26 protein-coding genes are annotated in these 24,786 nt (G+C 69.1%); 13 read left to right on the forward strand and 13 right to left on the reverse strand.

The genetic code is table 11. From position 1 onward, the window contains the following. Positions 1 to 915: FAD-binding protein (locus tag ACIBQX_RS36835; protein ID WP_397012899.1), on the forward strand; the 915-nt coding region annotated here is incomplete at its 5' end. A 34-nt stretch (positions 916 to 949) separates the two neighbouring features. After that, the gene (locus ACIBQX_RS36840) at positions 950 to 1,774 is read left to right on the forward strand and encodes a universal stress protein (RefSeq protein ID WP_397012901.1); all 825 of its coding nucleotides are present in this window, start codon (positions 950 to 952) and stop codon (positions 1,772 to 1,774) included. Positions 1,775 to 2,050: 276 nt separating this feature from the next. On the opposite strand, the gene ACIBQX_RS36845 is transcribed toward ACIBQX_RS36840, so the two are convergent. Then, entirely contained in the window at positions 2,051 to 3,175 is a 1,125-nt protein-coding gene (locus tag ACIBQX_RS36845; RefSeq protein WP_397012903.1) for a LuxR C-terminal-related transcriptional regulator, read from the reverse strand. Positions 3,176 to 3,793: 618 nt separating this feature from the next. On the opposite strand from ACIBQX_RS36845, the gene ACIBQX_RS36850 reads away from it, so the two are divergent. The 7 genes from ACIBQX_RS36850 to ACIBQX_RS36880 all read left to right on the forward strand — a co-directional run bounded on the left by ACIBQX_RS36850 (position 3,794) and on the right by ACIBQX_RS36880 (position 9,409). Continuing rightward, positions 3,794 to 4,591: an alpha/beta fold hydrolase gene (locus ACIBQX_RS36850; protein WP_397012905.1), complete on the forward strand. Its 798-nt coding sequence runs from the start codon at positions 3,794 to 3,796 to the stop codon at positions 4,589 to 4,591. A gap of 251 nt (positions 4,592 to 4,842) precedes the next feature. Beyond that, the gene (locus tag ACIBQX_RS36855; protein WP_397012906.1) at positions 4,843 to 5,610 is read left to right on the forward strand and encodes an SDR family NAD(P)-dependent oxidoreductase; all 768 of its coding nucleotides are present in this window, start codon (positions 4,843 to 4,845) and stop codon (positions 5,608 to 5,610) included. Between the two features lie 141 nt (positions 5,611 to 5,751). After that, positions 5,752 to 7,113 (forward strand): dihydrolipoyl dehydrogenase family protein, encoded by a 1,362-nt coding sequence (locus ACIBQX_RS36860; RefSeq protein WP_397012908.1) that lies wholly within the window; start codon positions 5,752 to 5,754, stop codon positions 7,111 to 7,113. A gap of 311 nt (positions 7,114 to 7,424) precedes the next feature. Next, positions 7,425 to 7,712, forward strand: coding sequence for a WhiB family transcriptional regulator (locus ACIBQX_RS36865; RefSeq protein ID WP_397012910.1), 288 nt, complete (start codon positions 7,425 to 7,427; stop codon positions 7,710 to 7,712). A gap of 20 nt (positions 7,713 to 7,732) precedes the next feature. Next, entirely contained in the window at positions 7,733 to 8,122 is a 390-nt protein-coding gene (locus ACIBQX_RS36870) for a hypothetical protein (RefSeq protein WP_397012911.1), read from the forward strand. Between the two features lie 200 nt (positions 8,123 to 8,322). After that, positions 8,323 to 8,631 (forward strand): hypothetical protein, encoded by a 309-nt coding sequence (locus ACIBQX_RS36875; RefSeq protein ID WP_397012913.1) that lies wholly within the window; start codon positions 8,323 to 8,325, stop codon positions 8,629 to 8,631. A 79-nt stretch (positions 8,632 to 8,710) separates the two neighbouring features. Then, positions 8,711 to 9,409 (forward strand): ferritin-like domain-containing protein, encoded by a 699-nt coding sequence (locus ACIBQX_RS36880; RefSeq protein ID WP_397012914.1) that lies wholly within the window; start codon positions 8,711 to 8,713, stop codon positions 9,407 to 9,409. Here the strand turns inward: ACIBQX_RS36880 and ACIBQX_RS36885 are convergent. After that, positions 9,339 to 9,524: an integrase core domain-containing protein gene (locus tag ACIBQX_RS36885; RefSeq protein ID WP_397012916.1), complete on the reverse strand. Its 186-nt coding sequence runs from the start codon at positions 9,522 to 9,524 to the stop codon at positions 9,339 to 9,341. The two genes, ACIBQX_RS36880 and ACIBQX_RS36885, sit on opposite strands and share 71 nt — an antisense overlap. Before the next feature lie 38 nt (positions 9,525 to 9,562). Here ACIBQX_RS36885 and ACIBQX_RS36890 point away from each other — a divergent pair, with 38 nt between their 5' ends. Together ACIBQX_RS36890 and ACIBQX_RS36895 are read left to right on the forward strand one after the other, a co-directional pair. Continuing rightward, positions 9,563 to 11,095, forward strand: coding sequence for a sodium:solute symporter family protein (locus tag ACIBQX_RS36890; protein ID WP_397013475.1), 1,533 nt, complete (start codon positions 9,563 to 9,565; stop codon positions 11,093 to 11,095). Positions 11,096 to 11,126: 31 nt separating this feature from the next. Then, complete coding sequence (locus tag ACIBQX_RS36895) at positions 11,127 to 11,426, forward strand: hypothetical protein (protein WP_397012917.1); 300 nt, start codon at positions 11,127 to 11,129, stop codon at positions 11,424 to 11,426. A gap of 452 nt (positions 11,427 to 11,878) precedes the next feature. Here ACIBQX_RS36895 and ACIBQX_RS36900 read toward each other — a convergent pair whose 3' ends face one another. The 11 genes from ACIBQX_RS36900 to ACIBQX_RS36950 form a co-directional block, all read right to left on the reverse strand. Then, positions 11,879 to 12,034: a hypothetical protein gene (locus ACIBQX_RS36900; RefSeq protein WP_397012919.1), complete on the reverse strand. Its 156-nt coding sequence runs from the start codon at positions 12,032 to 12,034 to the stop codon at positions 11,879 to 11,881. Between the two features lie 218 nt (positions 12,035 to 12,252). Then, positions 12,253 to 13,005: an SAM-dependent methyltransferase gene (locus tag ACIBQX_RS36905; RefSeq protein ID WP_397012920.1), complete on the reverse strand. Its 753-nt coding sequence runs from the start codon at positions 13,003 to 13,005 to the stop codon at positions 12,253 to 12,255. A 20-nt stretch (positions 13,006 to 13,025) separates the two neighbouring features. Next, complete coding sequence (locus ACIBQX_RS36910) at positions 13,026 to 13,610, reverse strand: hypothetical protein (protein ID WP_397012922.1); 585 nt, start codon at positions 13,608 to 13,610, stop codon at positions 13,026 to 13,028. Continuing rightward, positions 13,538 to 13,957, reverse strand: a complete 420-nt coding sequence (locus ACIBQX_RS36915; protein ID WP_397012924.1) for a hypothetical protein — start codon at positions 13,955 to 13,957, stop codon at positions 13,538 to 13,540. The genes ACIBQX_RS36910 and ACIBQX_RS36915 overlap by 73 nt, the downstream gene beginning before the upstream one ends. Before the next feature lie 18 nt (positions 13,958 to 13,975). Then, entirely contained in the window at positions 13,976 to 17,215 is a 3,240-nt protein-coding gene (locus ACIBQX_RS36920) for a lantibiotic dehydratase (protein ID WP_397012926.1), read from the reverse strand. Between the two features lie 78 nt (positions 17,216 to 17,293). After that, on the reverse strand, positions 17,294 to 18,676 hold the full coding sequence (locus ACIBQX_RS36925) for a lanthionine synthetase C family protein (RefSeq protein WP_397012928.1): 1,383 nt from the start codon (positions 18,674 to 18,676) through the stop codon (positions 17,294 to 17,296). Then, positions 18,669 to 19,565, reverse strand: coding sequence for a hypothetical protein (locus ACIBQX_RS36930; protein ID WP_397012930.1), 897 nt, complete (start codon positions 19,563 to 19,565; stop codon positions 18,669 to 18,671). The genes ACIBQX_RS36925 and ACIBQX_RS36930 overlap by 8 nt, the downstream gene beginning before the upstream one ends. Positions 19,566 to 19,721: 156 nt before the next feature. Beyond that, positions 19,722 to 19,889, reverse strand: a complete 168-nt coding sequence (locus ACIBQX_RS36935) for a hypothetical protein (protein ID WP_397012932.1) — start codon at positions 19,887 to 19,889, stop codon at positions 19,722 to 19,724. 82 nt (positions 19,890 to 19,971) lie between these two features. Further along, the gene (locus ACIBQX_RS36940) at positions 19,972 to 21,390 is read right to left on the reverse strand and encodes an aKG-HExxH-type peptide beta-hydroxylase (RefSeq protein WP_397012934.1); all 1,419 of its coding nucleotides are present in this window, start codon (positions 21,388 to 21,390) and stop codon (positions 19,972 to 19,974) included. A gap of 78 nt (positions 21,391 to 21,468) precedes the next feature. Then, the gene (locus ACIBQX_RS36945) at positions 21,469 to 21,603 is read right to left on the reverse strand and encodes a hypothetical protein (protein WP_397012936.1); all 135 of its coding nucleotides are present in this window, start codon (positions 21,601 to 21,603) and stop codon (positions 21,469 to 21,471) included. Positions 21,604 to 21,840: 237 nt separating this feature from the next. Further along, on the reverse strand, positions 21,841 to 22,647 hold the full coding sequence (locus ACIBQX_RS36950) for a spermidine synthase (RefSeq protein WP_397012938.1): 807 nt from the start codon (positions 22,645 to 22,647) through the stop codon (positions 21,841 to 21,843). 723 nt (positions 22,648 to 23,370) lie between these two features. On the opposite strand from ACIBQX_RS36950, the gene ACIBQX_RS36955 reads away from it, so the two are divergent. Continuing rightward, complete coding sequence (locus ACIBQX_RS36955) at positions 23,371 to 24,135, forward strand: MauE/DoxX family redox-associated membrane protein (RefSeq protein ID WP_397013477.1); 765 nt, start codon at positions 23,371 to 23,373, stop codon at positions 24,133 to 24,135. A 61-nt stretch (positions 24,136 to 24,196) separates the two neighbouring features. Then, on the forward strand, positions 24,197 to 24,775 hold the full coding sequence (locus tag ACIBQX_RS36960; protein ID WP_397012940.1) for a TlpA family protein disulfide reductase: 579 nt from the start codon (positions 24,197 to 24,199) through the stop codon (positions 24,773 to 24,775). Positions 24,776 to 24,786: the final 11 nt, after the last annotated feature.

Genomic DNA, 24,786 nt, shown 5'->3' on the forward strand with positions numbered 1-24,786 from the left:
ATGTCGCGCTACGACCCGGAACGGATGGAGTTGTCCACCCGCGACCGCGTCGCACTGGCCGCCTACACGGAGATCAAGGAAGGCCGCGGCACCCCCAACGGGGGTGTGTGGCTGGATGTGTCCCATCTCCCCCGCGAGACGATCATGACGCGGCTGCCCCGCGTCTACCAGACGCTCCTCGAACTGCAGATGCTCGACATCACCAAACAACCGATCGAGATCGCGCCGACCGCGCACTACTCGATGGGCGGCGTCTGGGTACGGCCCGAGGACCACGGCACGGACGTCGACGGCCTGTACGCGATCGGGGAGGCGGCCAGCGGCCTGCACGGCGCCAACCGCCTCGGCGGCAACTCCCTCATCGAACTCCTCGTCTTCGGCCGCATCGTCGGACAGGCCGCGGCCCAGTACTCGGCGGGCCTCGACGCCCAGCGCCGCTCGGCCGAGGCGCTCGACGCGGCGCGGGCGGAGGTGGACGACCTCCTCGTCGCCGACGGCCCCGAGAACGTACGGTCACTGCAGCGAGCCCTGCGCGACATCATGACCGAGCACGCCGGCGTGGTCCGCGACGAGACCGGCCTGCGGCAGGGCCTGGCCGCACTCTCCACGGTGGAGGCGCGCATCGACGACGTCGGCGTGCACCCGGACATCGCCGGCTTCCAGGACCTGGCGCACGCCTTCGACCTGAAGTCGGCGGCGCTCGCCGCACGGGCGACCGTCGAGACCGCGCTCGAACGACGCGAGACCCGTGGCTGCCACAACCGCTCCGACTACCCCGACCTCGATCCCGCGCTGCGGGTCAACCTCGTATGGTCCGGCCCCGGATCAGTGGCCAGGGAGACGATCCCCCCGATCCCCGACGAGATCACGGCGCTCATGCGCGAGGTCTCCAGCGTCGGAAAACTCGTCGAATAACACCACCTGTGAAGTTTCCCCCGAAAGGACGACGATGAGCCCTGTAGTCGTGGGCGTGGACGATTCCGACGAGAGCCTGCGAGCCGTGGAGTGGGCCGCCGGCGAGGCCGAACGCCGGCGGCGGCCGTTGCGGATCCTGCACGCCTTCATCTGGCCGCTGCTGAAGGCACCCCTCGGACCGGCGCCGGGAGCGCCGCCCGAAGCCGGTCTCCGGCACGCCGCCGAACGTGTCCTGGCCAAAGCGCTGGACCGTGCGCGGGCGGTCGCCCCCGGCGTCGAGGTGACCACCGGCCTGCCGGAGACCGAGCCCGTCATCGCCCTGCTGCGCAACTCGCACGAGGCGGAACTGCTCGTCATCGGCAGCCGTGGGCTCGGCGAGGTGAGCGGCCTGCTCCTGGGCTCGGTGGGCGCCCGGCTGGCGGCCGAGGCCGCCTGTCCCGTCCTCGTCGTACGCGGGCCCGCCACGCCACACGGACCCGTGGTGGTCGGCGTCGCCGAGCACGACGAGAGCGAGGCGTTGCTCGACTTCGCGTTCGCGCACGCCGCCCGGACGGCGAATCCCCTGATACTCGCGCACGTCAGCGCCGGGAAATCGGCCGCCCCGAATCGCACGGCCCTGCCGGAGCACGTCCTGGCCCGGTGGCGGGAGCGCTTCCCCGCCGTCACCATCGACCACGAGTCACTCACCGGCCGCCCGGGTAAGGAGCTGACGCACGCCGCGTCCCAGGCATCCCTCCTCGTGGTCGGCTCTCATCACCGCCACGAGCTCAGCGCGCTGCTGCACGGCTCGGTCAGCCAGACCGTCCTGCACCACGCCACCTGCCCGGTGGCGATCATTCAGGTCAGACATGCCGGTTGAGCTCGCGGGCACCTCTCAGCAAGGAATTTCGGCTGCTGTCACGAGTCCTGAGGGCTGTCCGGTCTCAGCTGGCGAGTGGGGCGATCGATTCCCCCAGACGGCAGGAAGAGCGCCATCACCTGGCAGCTCGCTCGCCGCCGGACGCGGTCAGCTCCGGGCGGAGAGGTCATCGACGTGAGCCGGCCCGCCGGGAGATCGGGGAAGCGAGCACCGAATCCACCAACCCTGGCCTGTCCGTTTTCACCGCCAAGGGTCTCGCGAGCCGATCACGGAGTGTTAGGCCGTAGCCACCGTGCCTTCGAGCAGCGTGCTGCGGATCTGTTTGCGGGACACGATGCCGAGCTTCACGAAGATCTTGCGTAGGTGCCATTCGACGGTGTGCGGGCTGATGAAGAGCTGAGCGCCGATCTCGGGGTTCGTCAATCCGTCGCCTGCCAAGCGTGCTATCTGCGATTCCTGGGCGGTGAGAGTGATGTGCACCTCGACGGAGCGCTTGCGTATCGTCTCGCCGGTGGCCTGGAGCTCACGCCGGGCGCGTTCCGCGAACGCCTCAGCGCCCATCTGGCTGAGCATCTCGTAGGCGATGCGCAGTTGCTCGCGTGCGTCGGCGCGGCGGTTCTCCCGGCGCAGCCACTCGCCGTAGAGCAGCCGAGTGCGGGCGAGTGCCATCCGGACCTCGGTGCGGCTGAGCCGCTCAATCGCCTCGCGGTACAGGGCGTCAGCGGCCGGTCCTTTGCTCACCTGAGCGCGCACGCTCGCCGAGATGCCGAGGGCCCAGTCGGTGCCACTGGCCTGTGCCATCTCGTCGAGTAGCTGGGCGGCGGCCGCGGCGCGGGCCGGCCTTCCGCTCCGGGCGGCGGCCTCGACGAGCTCGATCATGGACCAGGTGGACAGTCCCAACTCCTTCGGGTGCTTGCAGCCTCGCTCGGCCGCAACATAGGCCTCCTCGTAGCGGCCGAGGCCGTTATAGAGCACCGCGTTCGCCCATTGGGTAGCGGTCGCCACCTTTCCTTCCCCTTCGAGGACCGTATCTCGCGTGATCGCTTCGATCACCTCACGTGTCGCGGCTTCCCGGCCTCTCCACGGCTCGAGCACCAGGGCCCCGTACTGGGCGTTGAAGCGGCTGCCCGTCACGTCACCGATCGTCATCGCCTCGGCGACCAGCGCATCCGTGAAGGCGAGCTCGCCAGCGAGTACCCGATTCGACAGGAGCAGCAGAAGAGCCGACGGCAGTACCGACAGATCCCCCGTTTCGCGCGCCAGATCGACCAGCTTCGCCGAAAGCACATACCAGCTGTCGAAGTCCCAGGCGTTATGGGCCATGCGGCAGGCAAGCGGGAGCCAGCCAAGGCCCTCTTCCCTGGAGAGTCCTTCGGTATGGCGGGTGGCGCGATCCGTCATCTGCCCGGGCTGACGACGTTCTCAGCAGCGGGAACGTTGTACGCCGTCCCGTCCGGCATGGGTCCGACGACCCCAAGCCGCTCGGGGTGTGTACCGCGCCGGCCGACGGTTCACCGGCCCGTTGAGCCACGCCACGTTGGCATCCCCAGATGCAGGATGGTGGCCGCCCCGGCATTGACCGGGGAGTCGCTGCCCGTGGCGAGTCCGCCACGGCGATCGACCGAAAGGTCTCTCGCCGAGCGGAGTGCTGGTGCCCACAGTCACGGGCGCACGCAGCTCGCCGCCGCCGCAGTTTCCGTAAATGTGCGCGTCCGGATACGGGATGAAGAAATCCAAAGATCCGTCACGAACAGGCCCGGCCGTCCTGTCATAGCTGCAGAACCGTCCGTCATCAACGCGACGGATGCAGGAGCAGGTGCGGACATGGAAAAGGGGCCTGACCCAAGACCCTGCGATACGTGGTCATTGGGGGCGGCCCGGACGCCATCAGCTGAACGCACGCCGGCCAGGTAAATGTCACCCTGCCCGATTTCCCCAGATGACCACCTCTTCGTGGCGCCGTTCGGAGGGGGACGGCGCCACCCTCACTCTCACACGATGAAGAAAAGGACTCCCCCAATGTTCCGACGCTCGAACACCGCCTTCGCCGCCGTCCTGGTCGCCCTGACCGGCACCCTGGCCGCCCAGCCCGCGAACGCGACCGTCACGCACGGCACCAAACCCACCGTCGTCCTCGTTCACGGCGCCTATGCCGACGCCTCCGGCTGGAACGGAGTCATCGCCCGGCTCAGCAACGACGGTTATCCGGTGCTCGCCACCGCCAACCCGCTGCGCGGCCTGGCCTCCGATGCCGCCCACCTCAAGAGCCTGCTCGCCACCGTGGACGGGCCCATCATCCTGGTCGGCCACTCCTACGGCGGCGCGGTCGCGACCAACGTCGCGGGCGACGATCCCGACGTCAAGGCCCTGGTGTACGTCTCAGCCGTCATCCCCGACCAGGGCGAGAGCGTCTTCGACCTGTCCACCAAATACCCGGGCAGCCAGATCGGCGACAGCACGATCAAGACCGTACCCCTGACCTCTGGCGACGCCGACGTCTACATCAAGACCGAGAACTTCCCCGACATCTTCGCCGCTGACCTGCCCCGCTCCACCAGCGCTCTCCTGGCCGCCACCCAGCGGCCGATCACCTACGGCGCGCTGACCGAGCCCTCCGGCGCGCCCGCCTGGAAGACCGTACCGTCCTGGGCCCTGATCTCCCGCGAGGACCGCATCATCCCGCTCCAGGCCCACCGCTTCATGACCGCACGCGCCAAGTCCCGCACGGTCGAGGTTTCCGGCTCGCACGCCGCGCTGACCTCCAAGCCCGACACGGTCGCCCAGCTCATCAAGACCGCAGCCCACGCCACTAACTGATCATTTCTCGACGGCGTCGCTGTCACTGTGCTGCGGCGTTCGCCAAGTCCTGGCACCCCGATGATCCTGGCCTTCGCCCTACCAGTACATGCATGTCACATTTCGTCGCCCCGTCCGGTCGTTAGTAGGAAATGTAACCGAGCATGGCGCGCCTTTGCGGTCGCCCTGGTAACCGGCGTCTTCCCCCATCTTCTCCGTCAACCCGTCCGTGACCCGCGCAGTCGTCCTCGACTCCAGAGAATGAGGCAGAAATGTCCGAACAGCCGCTAGACGGAGCCGTCGCGCTCGTCACCGGCGCCAGCAGCGGTATCGGCGCCGCGACCGCGCGCCGTCTCGCCCGCGAGGGCGCGGCGGTCGCCCTGGTCGCCCGTCGCCGCGATCGCCTGGACCAGGTCGCGAGCGACATCGCGAAGTTGGGCGGACACGCGGTTGCGGTTGAGGCCGACATCACCGAGCCGGAACGCGCCGAGGACGCGGTGCAGGACACGCTGGACCGGCTCGGGCGCCTGGACATCCTGGTCAACAACGCCGGGATCATGCTGCTCAACCCGGCCCTGCACACCACCATCGAGGAGTGGGACCGGATGATCTCGCTCAACGTGGCCGCGCTGCTGCACATCACGCACGCCGCCGTCCCGCACCTGATCTACGCCGCGTCGACATCGCCGCGGCAGGTGGCTGATCTGGTGAACGTCAGCTCGACCGCCGGGCGAGCCTCCCGGCCTGGGAGCAGCGTCTACGCCCTGACCAAGTCCGGCCTGAACGCGTTCACCGAATCCCTTCGCCAGGAACTGTTCAGCGAGCACGTCCGGGTCAGCGCCGTGGCGCCCGACGTCGTGGACACCGAACTGGTGAACCACCTCAGCGACACCATTCGGGACGCGGCCCGCCGGCAGATCGCCGGAATCGAAGCGCTGCGGCCAGAGGACATCGCGGACGCGATCAGCTACATCGTCACACGAGAGCGGAGGGTCGCCGTCAACGAGATGCTGATCCGTGCCGGCGACCAAGCATGGTAGCCGTTCCCACCCGAGCGCGAGCTTACGAAGGCCAATGCCGGCGCGCTTCGTCGCCGTCGCCGCTGAGAACGACCGGACAACCTGCTCAGCCATGAACACCCCGACGACACCCCCTTACCGAAACAAGCAGGAGGCAGACAGATGAGCAGCAACTACGACGTCATCGTGATCGGCGGCGGATCGCCTGGGGAGCACTGTGTCGGCGCCCTGGCCGAAGGCGGACTGCGCGTCGCGCTCGTGGAACGGGAACTGGTCGGCGGGGAGTGCTCCTACTGGGCCTGCATCCCGTCCAAGACGCTGTTGCGTGCGGGCGAGGCGGTCCACGGCGCGCGGGAGGCGGCCGCCACCGCCGAGGTCGACGCCGAGCAAGCCCTGGCCTGGCGGAACTTCATGGTGTCCGACTACTCCGACGCGGGCCAGCAGCGGTGGCTGGCCGCAGGCGGCATCGATCTGCTGCGCGGCACCGGCCGGCTCGCCGGGCCGGGTGTCGTGGAGGTGAGCGGTGTCCGCTACACCGCCGATCACATCGTCATCGCCACCGGCGCGTCACCCGTCATCCCTCCTGTCCCGGGCCTGCGGGAACTGCCGGGCGTCTGGACCAGCCGCGAGGCGACCAGCATGAGGGCGGTCCCGCGACGGCTTCTCGTACTCGGCGGCGGTGCCGTCGGTGTGGAGATGGCCCAGGCGGTACGACGTCTGGGCGGCGAGGTGGTCCTGACCGCGCGGGGCCGGCACGTCCTTCCGCGCGAACCCGCACCACTGGGCGAGGCGCTCGGCGAGGTTCTGCGCCGCGACGGGATCGAGGTCGTGCTCGGCCCGCAGGTCGTCGGCGCCCGGCGCGACGATGAGGAATACGTTCTCACGCTCGACGACGGTCAAGAGCTGCGCGGCGACAAGCTGCTCGTCGCCGCCGGGCGGCGCCCACGCGTGCACGACATCGGCCTGGAGACGGTCGGTGTGAGCGCCGACGGCCATGGCATCCCGGTCGATCGGCGTTCGCGCGCCGCCGAGAACCTCTGGGTCGTCGGCGACGCCACCGGCCTTTGGATGCTGACCCATGTCGGCAAATACCAGGGCGAGGTCGTCGCGGACAACATTCTCGGCACGCCCCGCGAGGCCGACTACACGGCCGTGCCCCGCGTCGTCTACACCGACCCGCAGGCCGCATCGGTCGGCGACGCCGAGGCACGCTTCAGCGCCACCGTCCCCCTCTCCGAGGTGGCCAAGACCGCTACGTACACCCGCGCCTATGCGGAATCCAACGGATTCCTCACGCTGCTCAGCGACGGCCGCGTGCTCACCGGCGCCTACGCTCTCGCCCCCGAGGCGGGCGAGTGGCTGCAGCAGGCGACCGTCGCGATCCGCGCCCGGATCCCGCTGGACGTGCTGCGCGACACCATCCAACCGTTCCCCACCTTCTCGGAGATCTACGTCGCCGCGCTCAAAGGCCTGCACAACAAGATCACAGGGGCCGGGGAACCAACCCGGCAGGAAGCGTCATAGACCTTACGACCCGCACCCGGTGCGTCAGCAGTGGAAACCTAAGGATCAGGACGGCCTGCTCGACGACGTGATGCTCAAAAGCGAGGCACACGCCCAGTGGCCGACGATCAAACTCAGAACCGCACCCGGCGCGAGTGGAGCCGCTGCGACCCGTACGGCATTTTCCGCGCTTCCTGGAGCCGAGACCCAGGGGGCGCCGCCCCCACAGAGAACAACACGGTCGAGCAGGTTGTCGCCGCCGTTGTGACTGTCGCCCGGACCCAACTGAAACATCCCGCTCATATCGACCTGTCGTTCACGAGGTGAAGATCATGACCGTTCATCAGATTCATCAGCACCGGGAGCTCCGATCCCCTCTGAGCTGGACCGCCCACGCCGCCTGCCAGGACGCGGACCCCGGCCTGTTCTTCCCGATCACCTGGGACGCCCGGCCGAGCCTGCCCACCGATCAGGCACGGCGCATCTGCCAGGCCTGCCCCGTACGGCCGGCCTGTCTCGACTGGGCCCTGAGCACCGGTGAACCGGACGGCATGTGGGGCGGCACAACCCCGGAGGAGCGCCGCCGGTTACGCGCCCGCCAACGGCGGGCCACAGCCTGACGACGTCCGAGTCGAAGCTGATGGATCGCAAAGAAGCTCCCTGCGGCTGTCACGAGTCCGGAGGCTGTCCGGTCTCAGCTGGCGAGTGGGGCGATCGATTCTCGCTCGTCCACGCGACGCAGTTCTTCGAGTTCGCCCACGCGATCGCGGATGAGGCCACGGTCGATGGCAAGGTGCACATCGCGCCCGTGCGCTTCCAGCCCATGGCGGGCGACGACGTAGCTCAGGCGGTCGCCCGGGTCGCGGTGGGGTCGCCGCTGAACGGCCGGGTGGAGGTGGCCGGGCCCGAGCAGTTCCGGATGGACGAGTTCTTCCGCATCGCCCTGGCCGCCTGGGAGCCCGGTGACGGCGCCACCCTCGGCCAGATCCGCTACCGCGACTGGCTCGACCGCGCCACCACCGGCAAATAGACAAAGACCGCCCTGCGCAAGGCGGTTCGATCTGTGACACCCGCCGTCTTGTCCTGGCCGCAGGACCGAACGTCGCGGTCGTGAGACACCGTTGAGCGGAGGAACCTCATCACCCCTGGCTCGCCCGCCGGCCCTTCGCGCTTCGCACCTCATTCGCCCGGTGCGACGAACCCATCCCCGCAAACACGCTCGGAGGAGAGATGAGCAGCCCCACCGATGAGAACAACTTCCTGCACGAGCTCAAGGTCGTGGTCGCGATCGCACTGACCACGGCCGAAGCGAGTCATTCGCAGAATCCCCGTGATCTATCCGTCACCGAGTGGCTGTTCGATCCCATCGAGATCGAGCGCGAGCGGGTGGGACTGCGCGGCATTCTGGCCGCCATCACGGAGCTGGAGAACGGGTCCCTGTTCCGGCCCGCTACCGAAGACAGGCGCAACCGACCGTCTCAGCCTTCGCCCACGGACCTGTCGATCCGCCATGAACAGGCCAGAAAGCTGCACCTGTGACCGACCACGGACACCCCCTCGAACCCAATCCCGAAGACGGCGGGCAGCCCGCCAACCAGAGCACGACCCAGGGGCGGCGATGACGCCGAACCTGTCCACGGCCCCGCCCGAGTTGACCGACCCGCAGGCGCCGCACTTCAAGCACTTGTTCGTCCTGGTGGACGACGAAGAACCAGCCCAGCGCCAGGACCACAGCTCCTCCTGCGTCCGTCCTGACCGCGGCTGGCCATCCGAAAGGGGCCGCGGGCGATCATGTTGCGCGAAAACACCCCTTCTGACAATCGTCGAGCAAGGCGAGGGCACGGCTCGGGGCGAGGTCTGGGACGGGAACCAGGACATTTCCCACCCCGATCGGGACGAGGTCGCCCACTACTACCGCTTCCAGGAACTCAACCTCGGCCGGCGCTACCAGCGCGGCGACACCCCGCAGACCGGGCCCACCGGCGAGCCGATCTCCATGAATCCGGACGGCGTACGTCCGATGCGGCCCAACCCGCGGCCAGCCGATCATGCCCCGGGCAGCGCCATCCGTACCGCGCGGGAAGAGTTCAACCACACCTACTGCACCCTGTTGAACCAACTGGAGCAGACCTTCAACGGCAACCCGAAACTGCTCGGGGGCGCCGTCGGCACCATGTACGCACCCAAGGCCCAGGCACAGGCCCTGATGGTCATGCCTGTCAATCCCCTGAAATCGTGGAGACGTTCTATGCCACAGCGGTCCTCAGCAGGGCCGATGAAGCTTGTCTCTTCTCGATCATGTGACGTTCGAAGGTAATGGGCGGCAGGCCGTCATTGGCGCTGTGCCGCCGGATGGTGTTGTAGAAGTCGGCTATCCAGGTCGCGATCTTCAGGCGTGCCTCGGCCCGGGTGCGGAACCGGTGGCGGTGCACGTACTCGACCTTCAGTGTGCTGTTGAACGCCTCGGTCGCTGCCCGCCTGGATCACCGGGCTGGCAGTCATCTCGGCCAACCTCGGCGCCGTCGAGGTCATCGGCATGTCGGCCAACGGCGCCGAGTACGGCATGCCGACCATGCACTACTACTGGATCGGCGCGGTCCCGGCCATGCTGTTCCTCGGCATCGTGATGATGCCCTTCTACTACGGGTCCAAGGTGCGCAGCGTCCCCGAGTTCATGCGCCGCCGCTTCGGCCCTGGCGCACACCTGGTGAACGCGATCACCTTCGCCATCGCGCAGGTGCTCATCGCAGGGATCAACCTGTTCCTGCTGGCCACGGTGGTCAACGGTCTGCTCGGCTGGCCGCTGTGGGTGGCCCTGCTCCTCGCCGCCGCGATCGTCCTCAGTTACATCACCCTCGGCGGGCTGTCCGCGGCCATCTACAACGAGGTCCTGCAGTTCTTCGTCATCGTCGCCGCACTGCTGCCGCTCACCCTCATCGGGCTGCACCGCGTCGGCGGTGTCAGCGGCCTGGTCGAGAGGATGCGGACGGCCGTGGGGGGTGGCGCCGAGCAGCTCAACTCGTGGCCGGGCAACGAACTGGCCGGATTCGGCAGCTCGGTCCTGTCCGTCATTGGCCTCGTCTTCGGCCTGGGCTTCGTGCTCTCCTTCGGCTACTGGACGACCAACTTCGTCGAGGTCCAGCGCGCGATGGCCACCAACTCGATGCCGGCCGCGCGCAGCGCGCCGATCATCGCCTCGTTCCCGAAGATGTTCATCCCGTTCATCGTGGTGATCCCCGGGATGATCGCAGGGGTACTGGTTCCCGAGGTGGTGCGGCTCAAGGCGGGCGATCAAAGCGCGGGGATCACGTACAACGACTCGATCCTGCTGCTCATACGCGACGTGCTCCCCACCGGGCTGCTGGGCATCGCCCTGACGGGCCTGCTCGCCGCGTTCATGGCCGGTATGGCGGCCAACATCTCGGCCTTCAACACCGTCTTCAGCTACGACCTGTGGCAGCAGTACGTGAAGAAGGGCCGCTCCGACGGCTACTACCTGAAGGTCGGCCGGTGGGCCACGGTCGGCGCGACGCTCCTGGCAATCGGCACCGCCTTCATCGCCGCCGGCTACGGCAACCTGATGACCTATCTCCAGACCCTGTTCGGCTTCTTCAACGCTCCACTGTTCGCCACCTTCATCCTCGGCATCCTCTGGAAGCGGATGACCGCGACCGCGGGATGGGTGGGGCTGGTGTCCGGGACACTGGGCGCGGTCGCCGTGTGGCTGCTCAACGAGTTGGACGTCATCCACTTGCCCGGGCAGGGAGCGGCCTTCGTGTCCGCGGGAGTGGCTTTCGTCGTAGACATCGCGGTGAGCGTCCTGATCAGCTTGCTGACCTCCCCCAAGCCGGTGAGCGAGCTGAACGGGCTCGTCTTCTCGACGAGATCCAAGGAGCAGCGCACCGATCCTGCGGCGAGCCGCGTGCCCTGGTACCGGGCGCCGGTGAAGCTCGCGGGCATCTCCCTGGTGCTCGTCACCGCCCTCAACGTGATCTTCCGATGACCACTGTTCTTCACTCATCAGGAGCCGGTACATGACCAACAACCAGCCCGCCACAAGGGAAAACGCCGAACCACGCAAGGTCGGCGCCTTCGACATCCGCGTCGTCATCGCCGGACTGATCGGGTTCTACGGCATCGTGCTGATCATCATGGGGCTCGCGGTGGACTCGGCCGCGGACCGAGCCAAGACCGGCGACGTCAATGCCAATCTGTGGGCCGGCATCGGCATGGCGGCCGTCGCCGCCGTCTTCGCGATCTCGGTACGCCTACGCCCTCTCATCATCAAATCTCCCGCACAACCCACCGAGAAGGCCGTCGCCACCGGCCCCTGATGCATTTCACTACTGTGGTTCAGCGAGGAGAGCGGCCTCTGCTTGGTTTCTGTCGCTCATCCTGAAGGACTCTGCTGGTTAACTCGCTTCAGGCGGTCAGGGCTGGCTCGAGTTGGGCCAGGTGGCTGGTGCGTTCGTCGCCTCGATACCGCAACGGAGGACGTACTTGTCCCGCCTGGCGGGGGTGGTGTGTTCGGCGGGGGCGGCATCGAGGGTCTCCTGGATCGCTTGGGGTGCAGGGTGAGGTGGCGGCCGCTGTGCTGGGCGCTGGTGCATAGGGTCCGCTCCGGGCAGGGACGGCAGGTGCTGGGTGGGAAGGCGCCCACGATCATCGGGCGGTTCTTCTTCCGACAGCAGGCCGCGTCGGGCTAGTGAGCCGGTTTTGAGATTCGGTCGCAGTAGCGGCAGATGCGGTCGATGATCTGATCGGCGGTCTTGGTCCACGGGTACGGCTAGGCGTTGTGGTAGCCGGCATCGGCCCTGGCCCGCCAGTGCGTGAGAGCCCGTCCTACTCGGTCCTGCTCGTCGAGAAGATCGGCCAGCATCGTGTTCGCGGAGCCTTCACCAGAATCGGCCCGGGCGCGCCAGAGCACCAGCGCGTCATCCACTCGGCCCTGTCCGACCAGGAGCGTGGCCAGGAGTTCGGCCGCCTGCCCACTACCGGAGCGGATGGCGTGGTGGCACAGAGCTTGAGGAGCCCGGCGTTTTCCGGGCTCCTCAGGGATTACCTCAGTAGGCCAGGCGAAGGAGCACAGCTGATCATCCTGCCGTACGCGTTCCGTCTTCTGGGTGGCCGGAGCTCACGCTGCCAAGCGAAGCCCTCACGTCACTTCTTTCTCGCCACAATCCTCGGCCACCCCATCGTGCGGCCGGCATCCACGGCGAGCCTGCGGGCCCACTCTGCGCAGGCCGGGCGCGCTTGCGGTGCGGCGGCCAAGGCGGCCAGCTCCTGCCAGCGTAGGCAGTGCTTCCACCCGTCGGGCACCAGATCGGCGTGTTCCACAGTCATGGGACCTGAGCGCTCCAGATGGTCGCGCCACCAGCCCGGGCTGTGGAATGCCTTGTGGTCCCAGGTCCACATGTCGGCCAGGTGCCCCGGCGGCCCGCCGTCCAGTTCCTCGGTCACCCCCAGCGCCACGATGCCCAGCACGCCGCCGGGGGCAAGGAACTGCTGCAGGTAGCCGAGATAGAGGTCGTCGGTGCCGAAGTACTGGTAGGCGTCCAGGCTGATGATCACGTCGAAGTACTCGCGGGCGAACCTCAAATCGTGCGCCTCGACGCGGACCGGTATGACCTGCGACTCCACACCGGCCTCGACGATCAGCGGCCATGTCTCGGGACGCAGCCACATGTCGGCGGCCACGACATCGACCCCGAACTCCCTGGCCAGGAAGATCGAGCTGATCGCCCAGCCGCAACCCAGGTCCAGCACTCGCATGCCGGGGGCCAGGTCCAGCAGGTCGGTCAGCGACTCGGCCAACCACAACGGGTTGGGGCCGTCGGCGTATCGGCCCTGCCAGACCGGGTCGTACGACGCCGAGCGCGGGAATTGGGGATGGATCAGTTTTTCGACGGCCAATTCCGGGTCCGTGCCATCAGTTAGCAAGTCGCGTGCTCCGATCCTGTTCGGGGGATGCCGGGACCGTGCGGTCCCGCTGTCGCGGCGGTGCCGCGCCGGTCTTGTGGACCCGGCGGGCCGCCCACCAAGGACGTGCGCCACCAGGTTCGTCCAGGTAGCCGGCCGCCTGCAGCCGGAAGAGCCGCGCGTAGACGCCGCCGGCCGCCATCAGCTCGTCGTGGTCGCCCTCGTCCACGATGCGTCCCCGGTCGATGACGACGATGCGGTCGGCGACGGCGCCGTACGGTGGAGAAGCGGCGCGCGATCAGCAGCGTGGTGGAGCGGCCGGCGAGGTCGGCCAGTCGTGCGAAGATCAACGACACGTCGCGGAACTCGATCCCCTTGCGCAGCAGGCCGGGGAAGGCCGTCACGGCGGGCCGCGGCGCCGCCACCCGGATGTCCAGGAACTCGATCAGGTTCGCCAGGTGCAGGCTGTCGTCGTAGAGCTTCGCCAGGCCCTGGAACAGGCTCCGGATCGAGGTCTGGATGAGGATCACCGAGGTGACGTACGCCATGAGTTGCCCCGCCTGGCCGCTGCGCGTCGTGTCCTGTACGACGAGCAGCACGGCAATCCCCACGGCGACGGCTCCGGCCAGCGCGAGCAGGGCGCACACGACGAGCCGCCGTTCACCATCGTAGAACCCCCGGCCGACACCGTGGCCGGCAGACCGGCGAAGAACTGGTACGGGCGGCCGCTCGCCCCGGTCCTGGCGCGGGCCAGCGGGTCGTAGACCTCGGTGTCCTCGAAGTGCCGCAGCTCCAGCGTCAGCGCCTTGGCCAGGATCCGCTCGGTGACGGTGTTGTCCAGCCGGAGGTGCAGCAGCGCCTCGACGTAGCGCTGCCAGACCGCGAGCAGCACGGCCGCCGTCATCTTGATCGGTACCACCGCGGCCAGCAGGCGCACCATGCGCACCAGGACCCTGTCCGCGGCTCACCGGCGCCTCTCGGCTGCCGCGCCGGTCAGGTCGGCGGCGGGGCGGTTGCGGATCGCGCGCCGGCTGAGCGACCACAGCGCCCGGCACAGCCGCTCGCGGTCGCGGTCGATCCCGGCGAGCCGGATCGACTGGATGTGCGCCAGGCTCTCGACGACGTTCTGCTCGGTGCCGGTCAGCAGCCGGAGGGAGGCGAGCTCGCGGATCCGCCGGCTCGCGTCGGCGAGCGGCTGCCGCTGCCGGGCGAACACGGGCCGCAGCACGGCCTGATACTCCGCCGCGCGCGGGTCGGGACGGCGCTCTCCGGGGGTAAGGACCTCGCAGAGCAGCGGCCGGAGCTCGCGGAAGCGCTTGCGGGCCGTGTCGGTCACGTGCGCTGCGCCGTCATGCGGGTGCGGGCCGGCGCCCCAGGCCTCGTACAGCTCGTGCAGCGCGGCCACCTGCACCACGTCGGGGTCGAGCCGGCCGCGCCCGGCGTGCAGGAGGCGGACCAGGTCGGCCGCGACCTCGCTGCCGGCCCAGAACGCGGTCTCCACCGCGTCGATCGCGTGCCCGCCGCCGTACCGCTCCACCTCGCGGTCGTAGCTGCAGAACGCGAGATCCGTGGCCTGTCCGTCACGGACGAGGCCGCGGACCCAGGCCGCGCACTGGGACATGACCTCGGCGGCCAGGTCCTGGGCGGACGCATGGAACCGCAGGCGCAGGTGCGGTAGGGGATCGGCGTACCGGATGAAGAACCAGCGATCGGTCAGGCGGTCGAGGTCGGCCAGCAGCTTCCGCAGCGGCCCGGCGATGATCCCGTCGTGCTGGTCCGACGCCGCGTACAGCTTCAGGTGGACCCATTCGTCGCCGGGCAGCCAGCGGCGTGTGACGGCGGGAGGCGCGGCCGCGCGGGGGACGCTCGGCTCCGGCATCCGCGCGCGGTCACGCAGCACCAGCGGCACGACGAGCTCGGCGTGGTAGGGACGCCCCGCCCGGTCGCGCAGCCACAGGTCGCCGGGCCCGGGAATCGCTTCGAGCAGGCGGATCGACTCGCCGGGCTCGCCCGGCCGGGTCACTTGGCGGTGCAGTTCGTCCACCCACAGCGGGTGATCCAGATCGAGCAGCAGCCGATTGTCGCGATGGGTCAGGTAGACGTGGCGGGGGACCTGCCACCTCCTCCGCCACCTCTGGCAGGCGTGGAAGAAGTCGTCCGGATCCTCGACGGCCGAGAAGGTGGCGGCGGTGACCGTCCACTGGGCTGGATGCACCACCACATTGCCCCGGGTCAGCCGCGGCAGGAAAGGCGCGCCTGCCGCGCCGCCCCAGTCGAACATGCACGCCGGAGTGTAGCCGTCCTCGGAGAACTCCAGCAGGGCCCGGCAGATGTTCGGCGCCTGGGCGACGTTCACCGCGTGGGTCTGGCTGACCGACAGGGGACGGCCCAGCGAGACGGACCTCAGGTAGAAGTGGTTCGCGGCGGCGCCGAGCACGATGTCGGCCAGGGGGATCCGCCGCACCGGCGGCCCGGTCGGCTCGGCGTTCACGCACACTTCGTAGTCGCGCGTAGGGTGATGGCCGGCCAGGTTGCCGCTGCGGTTGTTCCTGATCCCGTAGTTGAGCTCGGCGAACACCGTGTCCGGGCGCAGCGTTTCCTCCAGCCGCTGCTGGGCGCGGATCCGTGCCACGGCGGCCTCGTCGAACAGGTCGAAGAACCGCCCGAAGGCCTGCCAGCCCCCGTAGTTCCCGATGGTGTTGAGCACCAGCCGCCACCGGCCGTCGCGGATCGCCTCGGGCGAGCCGGCGGCGATCTCGAAGAAGATGTCTTGAGAGGTACGCGGGCGGCTGTGCGCGTCGTCCGGACGCCAGACGGTGAGCCGGTCGAGCAGCTCGTCACCGAGCTCGACCGCGAGCAGGCCGTCGCGGGAGGCGCGGACCGCCGTCTCCACCAGGGCGCGGTCGCGCTCGAGATGCTCGGGCTCCGGCTGCCGCGGCCACAGGCGCCCGAGGACCGGCTGGCGGTACCTGCCGGGCGGCCCGAGGCCGGTCTCCGGGTTGAGCACGTCGAGCAGCGGCAGCTCCACCTCGGCGCCGTAGTGCTCCAGGAAGACGTGGTGGTAGTCGACGATGTGCGGCCGCCGCTGCCGGGCGCACCCGAGCCTGATCAGCAGCTCGGCCGCCCCGGCCGCCGCCGCGCCGATCTCCGCCGGCAGCGTCGCGGGCTCCAGCGCGAGCGCCGTGTCGAGCTGGAACGTCGGGCCGGTGAAGCCCGGCGTCATCGCGCGCTGGCACGCTTCCAGCCGGGCCACGTCCGCCGGGCCGGTCCGGCCGGCGCGCCGGTCCACCTCGTCGGCGAGCTGCCGCATGCGGATGAGGCCGTCGACGACGTCGTCGTGCACGCCCTGGTCGATCAGGCGCTTGACCAGGTGGACCTCGGGCAGCGGCTCGGTCGGCGCGGGCAGCAGGTCGGGCAGGAGGATGCCCAGGTCCCAGAGCTGGTCGAGCAGGCGGCCGATCTTCCCGGGGGGCGCGGCCGGGAAGCGGAGGGCCAGCCCGGCCGCCAGCTCGCCGAAGGTCGGCGTGTGCTCCGCCAGCTCCAGCGCCACGGCGAGGGGGCGGCCGACCGCCAGTTCGATCCGCCGGGACGCGGTCCGGTCCGGGTCGTCGAGCCTGTACAGGACGATCCGCGTGCCGGAGCGGTGCAGCAGCGCGTTCACCCGTACGCCGAGCCTGTCGCGGACGGCCCGGTCGCGCCCGAGCCGGTCGGTCAATCGGGCCAGCCAGACGTTGTCGGCCCGGGTCCGGGTCGCCCGCACCGGGTCGGCGGCCAGCGTCGCGATCTCGCCGGTTTCGGGGGCGCTGTGGAACGTGCCGGTGGCGACCCCGGCGAACAGCCCCATGGGGGTGGGCCGAGTGGACATCCTGGTCAGGTACCGGAGCAGGGCGGCGTGCCGGCGGTTCGCGGTCTTGCCGTCGCCGTCGAGCGCGGACAGCGCGGCGGCCAGATCCGGACTCGCAACCTGGACCGCCTGGCCGACGCGGGGCGAGGCGGCGAGTTCGCGAAGGGTCCGCCGACCCTGGTCGCGCGCCTCCGCCAGCGCGGCTCTCCCGGCGGCCGCGGCATCCGGAGGCGGCACCGCCGCGCTCTGGCTCAGGCCGGCGAACGTGTCGGCGGGCAGCACAGGCGCGCGGAGCATGAACAGCTCCGATGCCGTGTACAGGTTCGTGCGCTCCGCCTGCCCGCTGTCGGGGTGTGCCATGCGGCTCGTTCTCCTTGCTCTCGCGTTGCCTCTGCGGCGCCCGTCGGACGCCGTGCTCGCTCGCCGTTCCGGCCCGGATCAGCCGGCCAGCAGGGCGTGGGCCCAGCGGGGTGGCACCCGCTCGGCGACGGACAGCAGCGCCAGCGCGACGCCCGCTGCACCATCCAGGAGTCCGGGGTGGTCGATCCAGGCGCCGTCGGGGCTGGCGGCGAGCACCGAACCCGGCTCACCGGCCATCTGCGGCTTGTAGTCCCGCACGATCAGGGGGTGGCTCGGGTCGCAGCCGCCGAGCAGCCGGTCGACCAGGCGCTCCAGCGCCGCCCTGGCCGCCGCGCTGCCGGCCCGCGTGGCGAACTTCCCGCAGATCAGCAGCACTCCCGCGAGACCATGGCACAGCCCTGGACCGGTCCTGCGCGGCCGTGCCTCCATCTGGAGCAGGGCGGCCTCGAAACCCTCGATCGCAACGGCCCGTACGGACTCGTCGCCGAGCGCCTCGGCGGCGTCGAGCAGGGCCGAGGTGATGCCGGGAGCGCCGTAACAGTACGCGGGATCGGCCGCCTGCCCCAGGTGCGGCGCGACCTCACCCGACGCGTCGAACGGCATGACCCGCGACCAGGTGCGGCCGTGCTCGCCCTGCCAGGAGGCCGCAACGAGCTGGTCGGTGAGGGCGCGGATCGCCTCGCGCAGGCCGGGAGCCCGGTGATCGGCCAGCCATGCCCGGCTGAGCGCCGCCAGCGGCCCCGGAACGCCGTGGGCCAGGCCGAGGTCCACGTAGCCGTGGGGATAAAGCTCCCTCTCCCCTTCCCGTCCGTAGTTCTCCGGCGCGATCCGCCATGGCGTCCACCGGGAGGTGATGAGCGCCCCGCCGTCAGGACCGTCGGTGGCGCAGCGGGCGACGAGGCGCTCGACACCGCGCGCGGTGATCCGCTGTACGACGTGATCAGCGGGCCGGCGGCAGGCGTAGCCGAGGATCCCGGCCAGCCCGCTGATCACGTCGTAGTCATGCACGATCAGGGCGCGGCCGGCGGAGGGGCCGAACCGGTCGAGCTGTTCGGCCAGCCGGGTGTCCAGGCCGCGCAGCGTCCGGGCATACCGGTCGTCCTCGTCGCATCCGGCCACGGCGAGCGCGATGCCGGTGGTTCCGAGCGACAGCCCGGGGCGCCGCAGCGGGCGCTCGCGGGTGCTCGAGGCAGCCAGCTTGAGCCACTGATGGGCCTGCGCCCACCAGTGGTCGGATGAGTCGGGGCAGGCTCGGGCGGCGTGCGCGAAGGCGAGCGCGCTGCCGGCGGCGCCCGCGTACAGCGCCGCACCGGGCTCCCACACCGGACGGCCGACCATCGCCGAGGCCGCCTGCCCCGCCTCGACGACCAGCTCCCTGTCGCAGAGGCGGTGCAGGATCTCCACCGCGACCTTGCGGGCCCTCGACGCCGTCGCGGAGGACAGCAGATCGGCGTCAGTCATAGTGGAAGATCTCCAGGAGATGGCCGAATCGGGCGGCGAAGAGCCGGTGGTGCTCCGCGGTGAACACCGCCCGCCAGGCGCCGATCTGGCCGCGGTGGAAGCTGTAAGCGTTGCGGTTGAACACCTTCTGGGCGACGACTTCGGGATCGATGTCGGTCCCGACGTGCTCGGTAACCCGCCGCACCGCGGCGACCTGGCGTTCCGCGCTGCCGCCGCCCTGCTCGCCGACCAGCTCCTCGAACGACACGGCGCACACGTCCGGATGGTGGAACAGGCTGATGGCGGCGTCGAAGTCGGGCAGCAGCGGGATGGCCGGGTCGCGGAGGAGGTAGGTGATCCGATCGGACATGGTCGGCATGTTCCGCAGGATCGGGCGGAACACGGCGGCCTCGGGCTGGCGGCCGAGCGCGTGGCCGCCCTCGCCGGACAGGAACGTCGCCATCGAGATGAGCGTGTCACGCGGGTCGCGGTAGCCCAGGACCATACGCGGCCCGGACGGGCTCTCCCACTCCCTGAAGAACACGGGATCCACCCGCCAGATGTCGAGCGCGTGGAACGTCCAGCAGATGCCGGGCGGAGTGGTGGCGAAGGGCCGCCCCCAGGCCTCCGGGTGCATCGGCACGGGCTGGTCCAGCTCGGGATAGGCCAGTTTGGTGTGGCACACGTTGCCCGCGGCGAGCTTGGCCCGCCACAGTTCGGCGACCTGGAACCAGAGGAGGTTCGTGGCCTGGACGAACCCCTCGCGGTCCGCGCGGTGGTCGAGCCTGGCCACTTCGTCGGGATGCATGTACTGGTCGGCCAACTCGATCCGCTGGCGCAGGCTCAACGCCACCACGGCCTCGCGCGGCGGGACCGCCTCACCGTCGGTGTGGTAGCCGAGCAGGATCATCAACTCCTGCAGAAGATGTGTTCCGCTCTTTCTCGGGGAGACTGCTATGACCCGCCCTGCGGGCATGGAAACACCTCTCATTCGCTGGTCGCCGGCCAGGGCCGTCCCGCCGCGACCGGCTGGGCGGCGGGTCGCGGCGGGCGGGTCACCTGGTGCTCAGCAGCACTTGCTGGCCCACGAGGTGATCGAGACGCACGGCACACAGGAGTGCCAATGGGTGTGCCGTCCGACGGGCTGGGTTCCCTCGGGCAGGATGGAGATCTGGAGATCCAGATCGAACTCGTCGAGGTCGTTGATCGTGGGCTCGGTCTGCGTGATGGTCACAGCAGTCGCCTTTCTTCTGTGTCGTGCCCGGTAGGGCGTGATTGTGTGAAGAGGAAAGCTTGCGGTGCCGGGTCCGCCGCCCTCAGGACGTCGCCGGCGGCCCCTCGTGGCGAGTGACGACCATGCCGTCGTCGACGAGCGCCAGGAGGGCCGCGTCCACCTGGCGGAGCGCCTCGGCGGGCGGGACGACGTCGGCGACCGACTCGGCGTACTCCTTCCTGATCGCCGCGCCGTCCCGGCCGTCGCAGAGGCTGTACACGAGCCAGGCGGAGGAGTTGAGCCAGCGCACCCGTGGAGGGTCGGCGAGTGCGACGACGAGCCGTCGCTGCTCCGGCAGCGGCACGGCGGCGATCGGGGCGACGCCCTGGAACGTCGTGCCCGCCTGGCCGCGGGGAGCGGCCGGCGCGAGCAGGTCGAGAGCCCTGACCAGCCATGCGGTGAGCTCGTGGCCGTAGGCGGTGAAGAGTTCCGATCGCTGCGCGAGTTGCTCGACGAGGTAGCGGGCGCGCAGTTCGGGCGTCGAGTAGCGCGCGCCGCCGAAGGTCGCGCGGCTGAGGGCGGCGTCCGCCGGCGGCTCCCCGAACCGTCGCCGGATCTCGGCGCCGGCCGAGCGGGCCAGGCCGTGGTAGACGGCGAGATGGACGTACACGTGCAGGGCGAACAGCACCCGCATCAGCGACCACGCCTCCCGCCGCCACGGGATCGGTACGACGTCCGATGTCGTGTCGACGTGGTCCAAGACCACCGCGCCGCATCGGATGATCTCAAAGAGGGTGAGGTGGAGGCCCTCGTGCAGCAGCGCCCCCGCCGCGTCCCAGACGTTCTGAAGCTTCTCCGGCGCGATGAAGACGGTGGACGGGAAGCGGTCACCGCCGGATACGGAGTGCAGCGGCCCGTCCGTCCCCTCGTCCCGCGCGAGCCCCACCATGCCGACGTTTCCCAGGACGCCCGGTCCGACGGCCGGCATCAGGGCCGCGAGCAGATCCGCCGCCTCTTCGATCATCGTGAGTCCGGCGGCGGAGGGCTTGATCGGCACGGCCGCTGACCGGTCGGGGAACTGCTCATCGAGCAGGAACCACAGGCGTTCGGCGACAGGATCACCCCTGCGCCGGCTCACCTCGGTCCACACCCAGGCAGAACCGGTCGAGCGCCAGGCGTAGCCGCCGGCTCCACCGGCCGCCCGGCTCACCGCGTAGCCGCCGTCCGCCGGCAGCAGGCCGGGCAGGAGCGGGCCGGCGTCCGACTGCGCGGTCAAGGCCTGCAGGTCGCTCTCGAACGCGTTCCGCAACACCGGATCGCGGCTCATCACCCGCAGGTCCGCGTCGGACGAGGCCGCGCACCGCCGCACCGCCTCGGACGTCTGCGGCCTCAGATCGGCCAGCATGGTCAGGCCGACTCGCAGCCGCCCGAGGACGCGCCGCTCGATGGCGGCAGAGTCGCCGTATTCGGCATCCGTGCCGAGCAACCGCTCCACCTCCTGCCAGATGTCGCGCCGCGTCATGCGGAACTACCTTCCTCTCCGATGCTCATGGGCTCGTCCGGGGAGGTGGCCGGGTGCCGGCAGCACCCGGCCACCGAATCACGCGCTGGGGCGGTGCGGTCCACGGTCACGCGGGTACCAGCCGCGCTCGGCCGGGTTGTCCGAGGTCACGGTCGGCGCCTCGAGCGACTTGCTGGAACGGATGAGTTCGCGAGGATCGGGCAGTGATGTCATGATCACTAATTTCCTTTCGGATCGTCGATGTTGTGCGGGTTAACCACCGGTTGCTTCAGACCGGCTTCACGCGCTGTGAGCGCATGTCGTGGCCGGCTCCGTCATCGCGGTCAGGATCTCGCCGCCGCCCGGGACGGCTCCGCGACTTGCGCGGGCAGCTCATCGCCGCCCAGGCGGCGGTGGACGCCGTCGGGTACCGGGTGACAGCAATCTCGCGGGTATGCCGGCAGGCGGGACTTAAGGAGGTACCGCTGGTGGCGAATCGACTGCGTCCGCGTCGGCCACAGGCTGGGCGTCGCCGACGAAGCGATCCAGCTCTCCACCACTGAGCAATCGCACGGGAGCGGGCGCACGCTCCGCCCACTCGGCCGGCGTCCGCGTCGGCAGACCGCCGTTCGCGCCCGCGAGTAGGAGATTTCCGATCCGGTCGCCGTGCAGCACGTCCGGCTCACAGAACAGGTACACCTCGCCGAACACCGCACGTAAGGTCGCAACCTGACGACGCGCGAATTCGAAAGGTACCGAATCCAGAATGTTCAGCGCGTAGTGCCCGCCCTGATTCAGTGCCCCTGCCACCGCGGTGGCGAACTCCAGACTCGTCAGCCGCGCGGGTACCCCGGTCCGGATCAACACGTCCGTGACGATGAGGTCGTAGGCTCGCGGGCGCGCGAACCACACGGCGTCCCGCGCATCCGCGATGCGGATTTCTATCGCGGCATCGGACGGCAAGGGCAGCACTCTCCTGACCGTCTCCATCAGCGCGGCATCCCGATCGACGACCAGCTGAGCCGACCCCGGCCGGGTGGCGGCCACGTACCGCGGGAGCGTGAGGCCGCCACCACCCAGGTGCAGGGCCCTGATCGGCGCACCAGGGTCCGCGACGCAGTCTGCGATCGACGCGAGCCACCGCACATACTTGAATTTCAGATGACGTGGGTCGGCGAGGTCTACATAGGACTGCGGGAAATAGTCGAACAACAGCACCCAGAATCCGGGGCGATCGGGATCCGGCGTCAGGTCGACCGCGCCGAAATCGGTCGACACGCTCACCGCACCTTTAGGTGGTTCATAGACAGTCATGAAGCAAAGGACCTTTCTGGCGACCTGACGGCAATGCACGCACGCCCGTTCATGAACCGACCGGCGGGCTCCCCCGAGACCAGGGGGCCATATTCCAGGTAGCAGGTTCTGACAGTAGGTATTCCCACTATGCCTGAGCATAGGTCGACATGAGTGACAGATCCAGGCCAGCGGCAGTCCATTTACCGGACATTTCAAGCCTCGGACATCCGTCCCCGTATCTCAGAGTGTCGCGCGAGATTGCCACCCGGCCACGCGAATGGCCCCTGAACTGCTCGACCATCTGCGGCGCACCACCTCACCGCGTCAACTCATGAGACAGGTGCCCGGCAAATGTCCGGTAGATGTCCTCCTTGTGTCCTTTCAATTCGCGGCCTTCGCATCAATACTCATGAGGTAGAGCGTCCGAGAACGATCACAGAGAGGTGACAAAGGCATGAGAGCTGCTTTAGCGTCGACGGGCGACAGACTCCTCGCGTTCCTCGCGCCCAAGGCGGTCGCCAGCGCGGGAGGGTGTGAATATGAGAGAAGTTGCCGCGTCCAGTCATGTCGAATAGGGGGCGACGTATATCCTCGCGCGCTGTACATCCTGTACAGCAACTGCGACTTGGTGGTCTCGGGTTGCTGTCCTTAGCCTCCAGCAGGCTATGATCCTGGAAATTTTGCTTGGTCCCGCACCTGCCGTGGGTGGAGGTCCCTTCTAGGCCGTCGCCGAGGTCGTCAACGGCGTCCTGGCAGATTCAGGCAGCATTCCGACACCGTCGATCGACCGAAGCGTGTTTTATCGGGACCAAGCAAAATTCCAGGCGCAGTCGATCCCCTGAGAGGTCGGTCGATCGCCATGAACACCAACTCCCATCGCCGCGATCAGCGGAGGGCAGGCTTCGAAAAGATCCACCCAACTTTCGCCCACGCCGGGAAAGAGTCGGAACATTGATTGCTTATATTGGCTTCGGCTGCCGTGTGTTACTTGCGGTGGTGTTCATCGCCGCGGCGGTAAGTAAAGCGCGGGGGCGGCGTGATCGAGCTGAATTCCGGGCGTCGTTGGGGGCGTTCGGCGTGAAACCGCGCTGGAGATCTGCTGTCGCCGCGGCGGTGATCATGTGTGAGCTGGCCACAGCGGCGCTGCTGGCGGCCGATGTCACCGCCCTTGCGGGTCTGGGTGCCGGGGCGGCGCTGTTGATCGTCTTCACGATGGCGATCAGCTCAGTTCTGCGGCAGGGTACGCCGGCGAGTTGCCGGTGTTTCGGCGCGTCGACGCAGCCGCTGGGCAGGCGGCACCTGGTGCGTAACGCGATCTTGTTGCTGATCGCGGCGATCGGCGTTACGGGAACCTCGCCGGCTACAGCCCTGGGGTGGAACCCGGCAGCTTTGATGGTGTCCGGGTTCGTGGCGGTGATCTTGGCCGCTTTGGTCATTTCTTATGACGATCTTGTATCGGCGGTCCTTTGAAGACGTCGAAGCCGGGTCGCCGTACCTCTGAGCACGTGGTCATCCGAAGGAGGATGGATCGATGGATGTGGTGTTGATCGCGGCGGTTGTCGTGGTCGGCGTGCTGGGTGGGCTCAACCTGTTGTTGATGCTGGCTGTTTTACGGCGGTTGCGGGAGTACGACGACAAATGGGCACGCGCGGGTATGGATAACCTCGCGGAGCGCAGACTCCTCCCCGAGCCGGGAACGCGGATCGCCGATTTCACCGCGACCACGCTGGACGGCGCCGACATCACCTTGCGCGATCCAGCCGGTGTGAGTGGTGTGACAGGTCCGCTGCTGGTCGGGTTCTTCTCCACCGGATGCCCGGCCTGTCACGAAGAGCTTCCCCGTTTCGTCGAGTACGCCGCCACCGTGCCGGGCGGACGGGAACAGAACCTGGTGGTGATCTCCGGACCGGCCGACGAGGTCGCGGACATCATCGAGACCGTCTCACCGATGGCCCGCGTGGTGGTCGAGCCGGAGGAGGGCCCGCTGATGACCGCGTTCAGCGTGCGGCGCTGGCCCTTGTTCGTCTTGCTCGGACAGGACGGCACAGTCCAGACCGGCGCCGGCAGCGTGGCCGCTCTGGCGCGATCGCAGCAGGCCGTTTCGGTGTGATGCGCGCAGTT

Source organism: Nonomuraea sp. NPDC049714 (assembly GCF_044465295.1).
Classification (GTDB): domain Bacteria; phylum Actinomycetota; class Actinomycetes; order Streptosporangiales; family Streptosporangiaceae; genus Nonomuraea.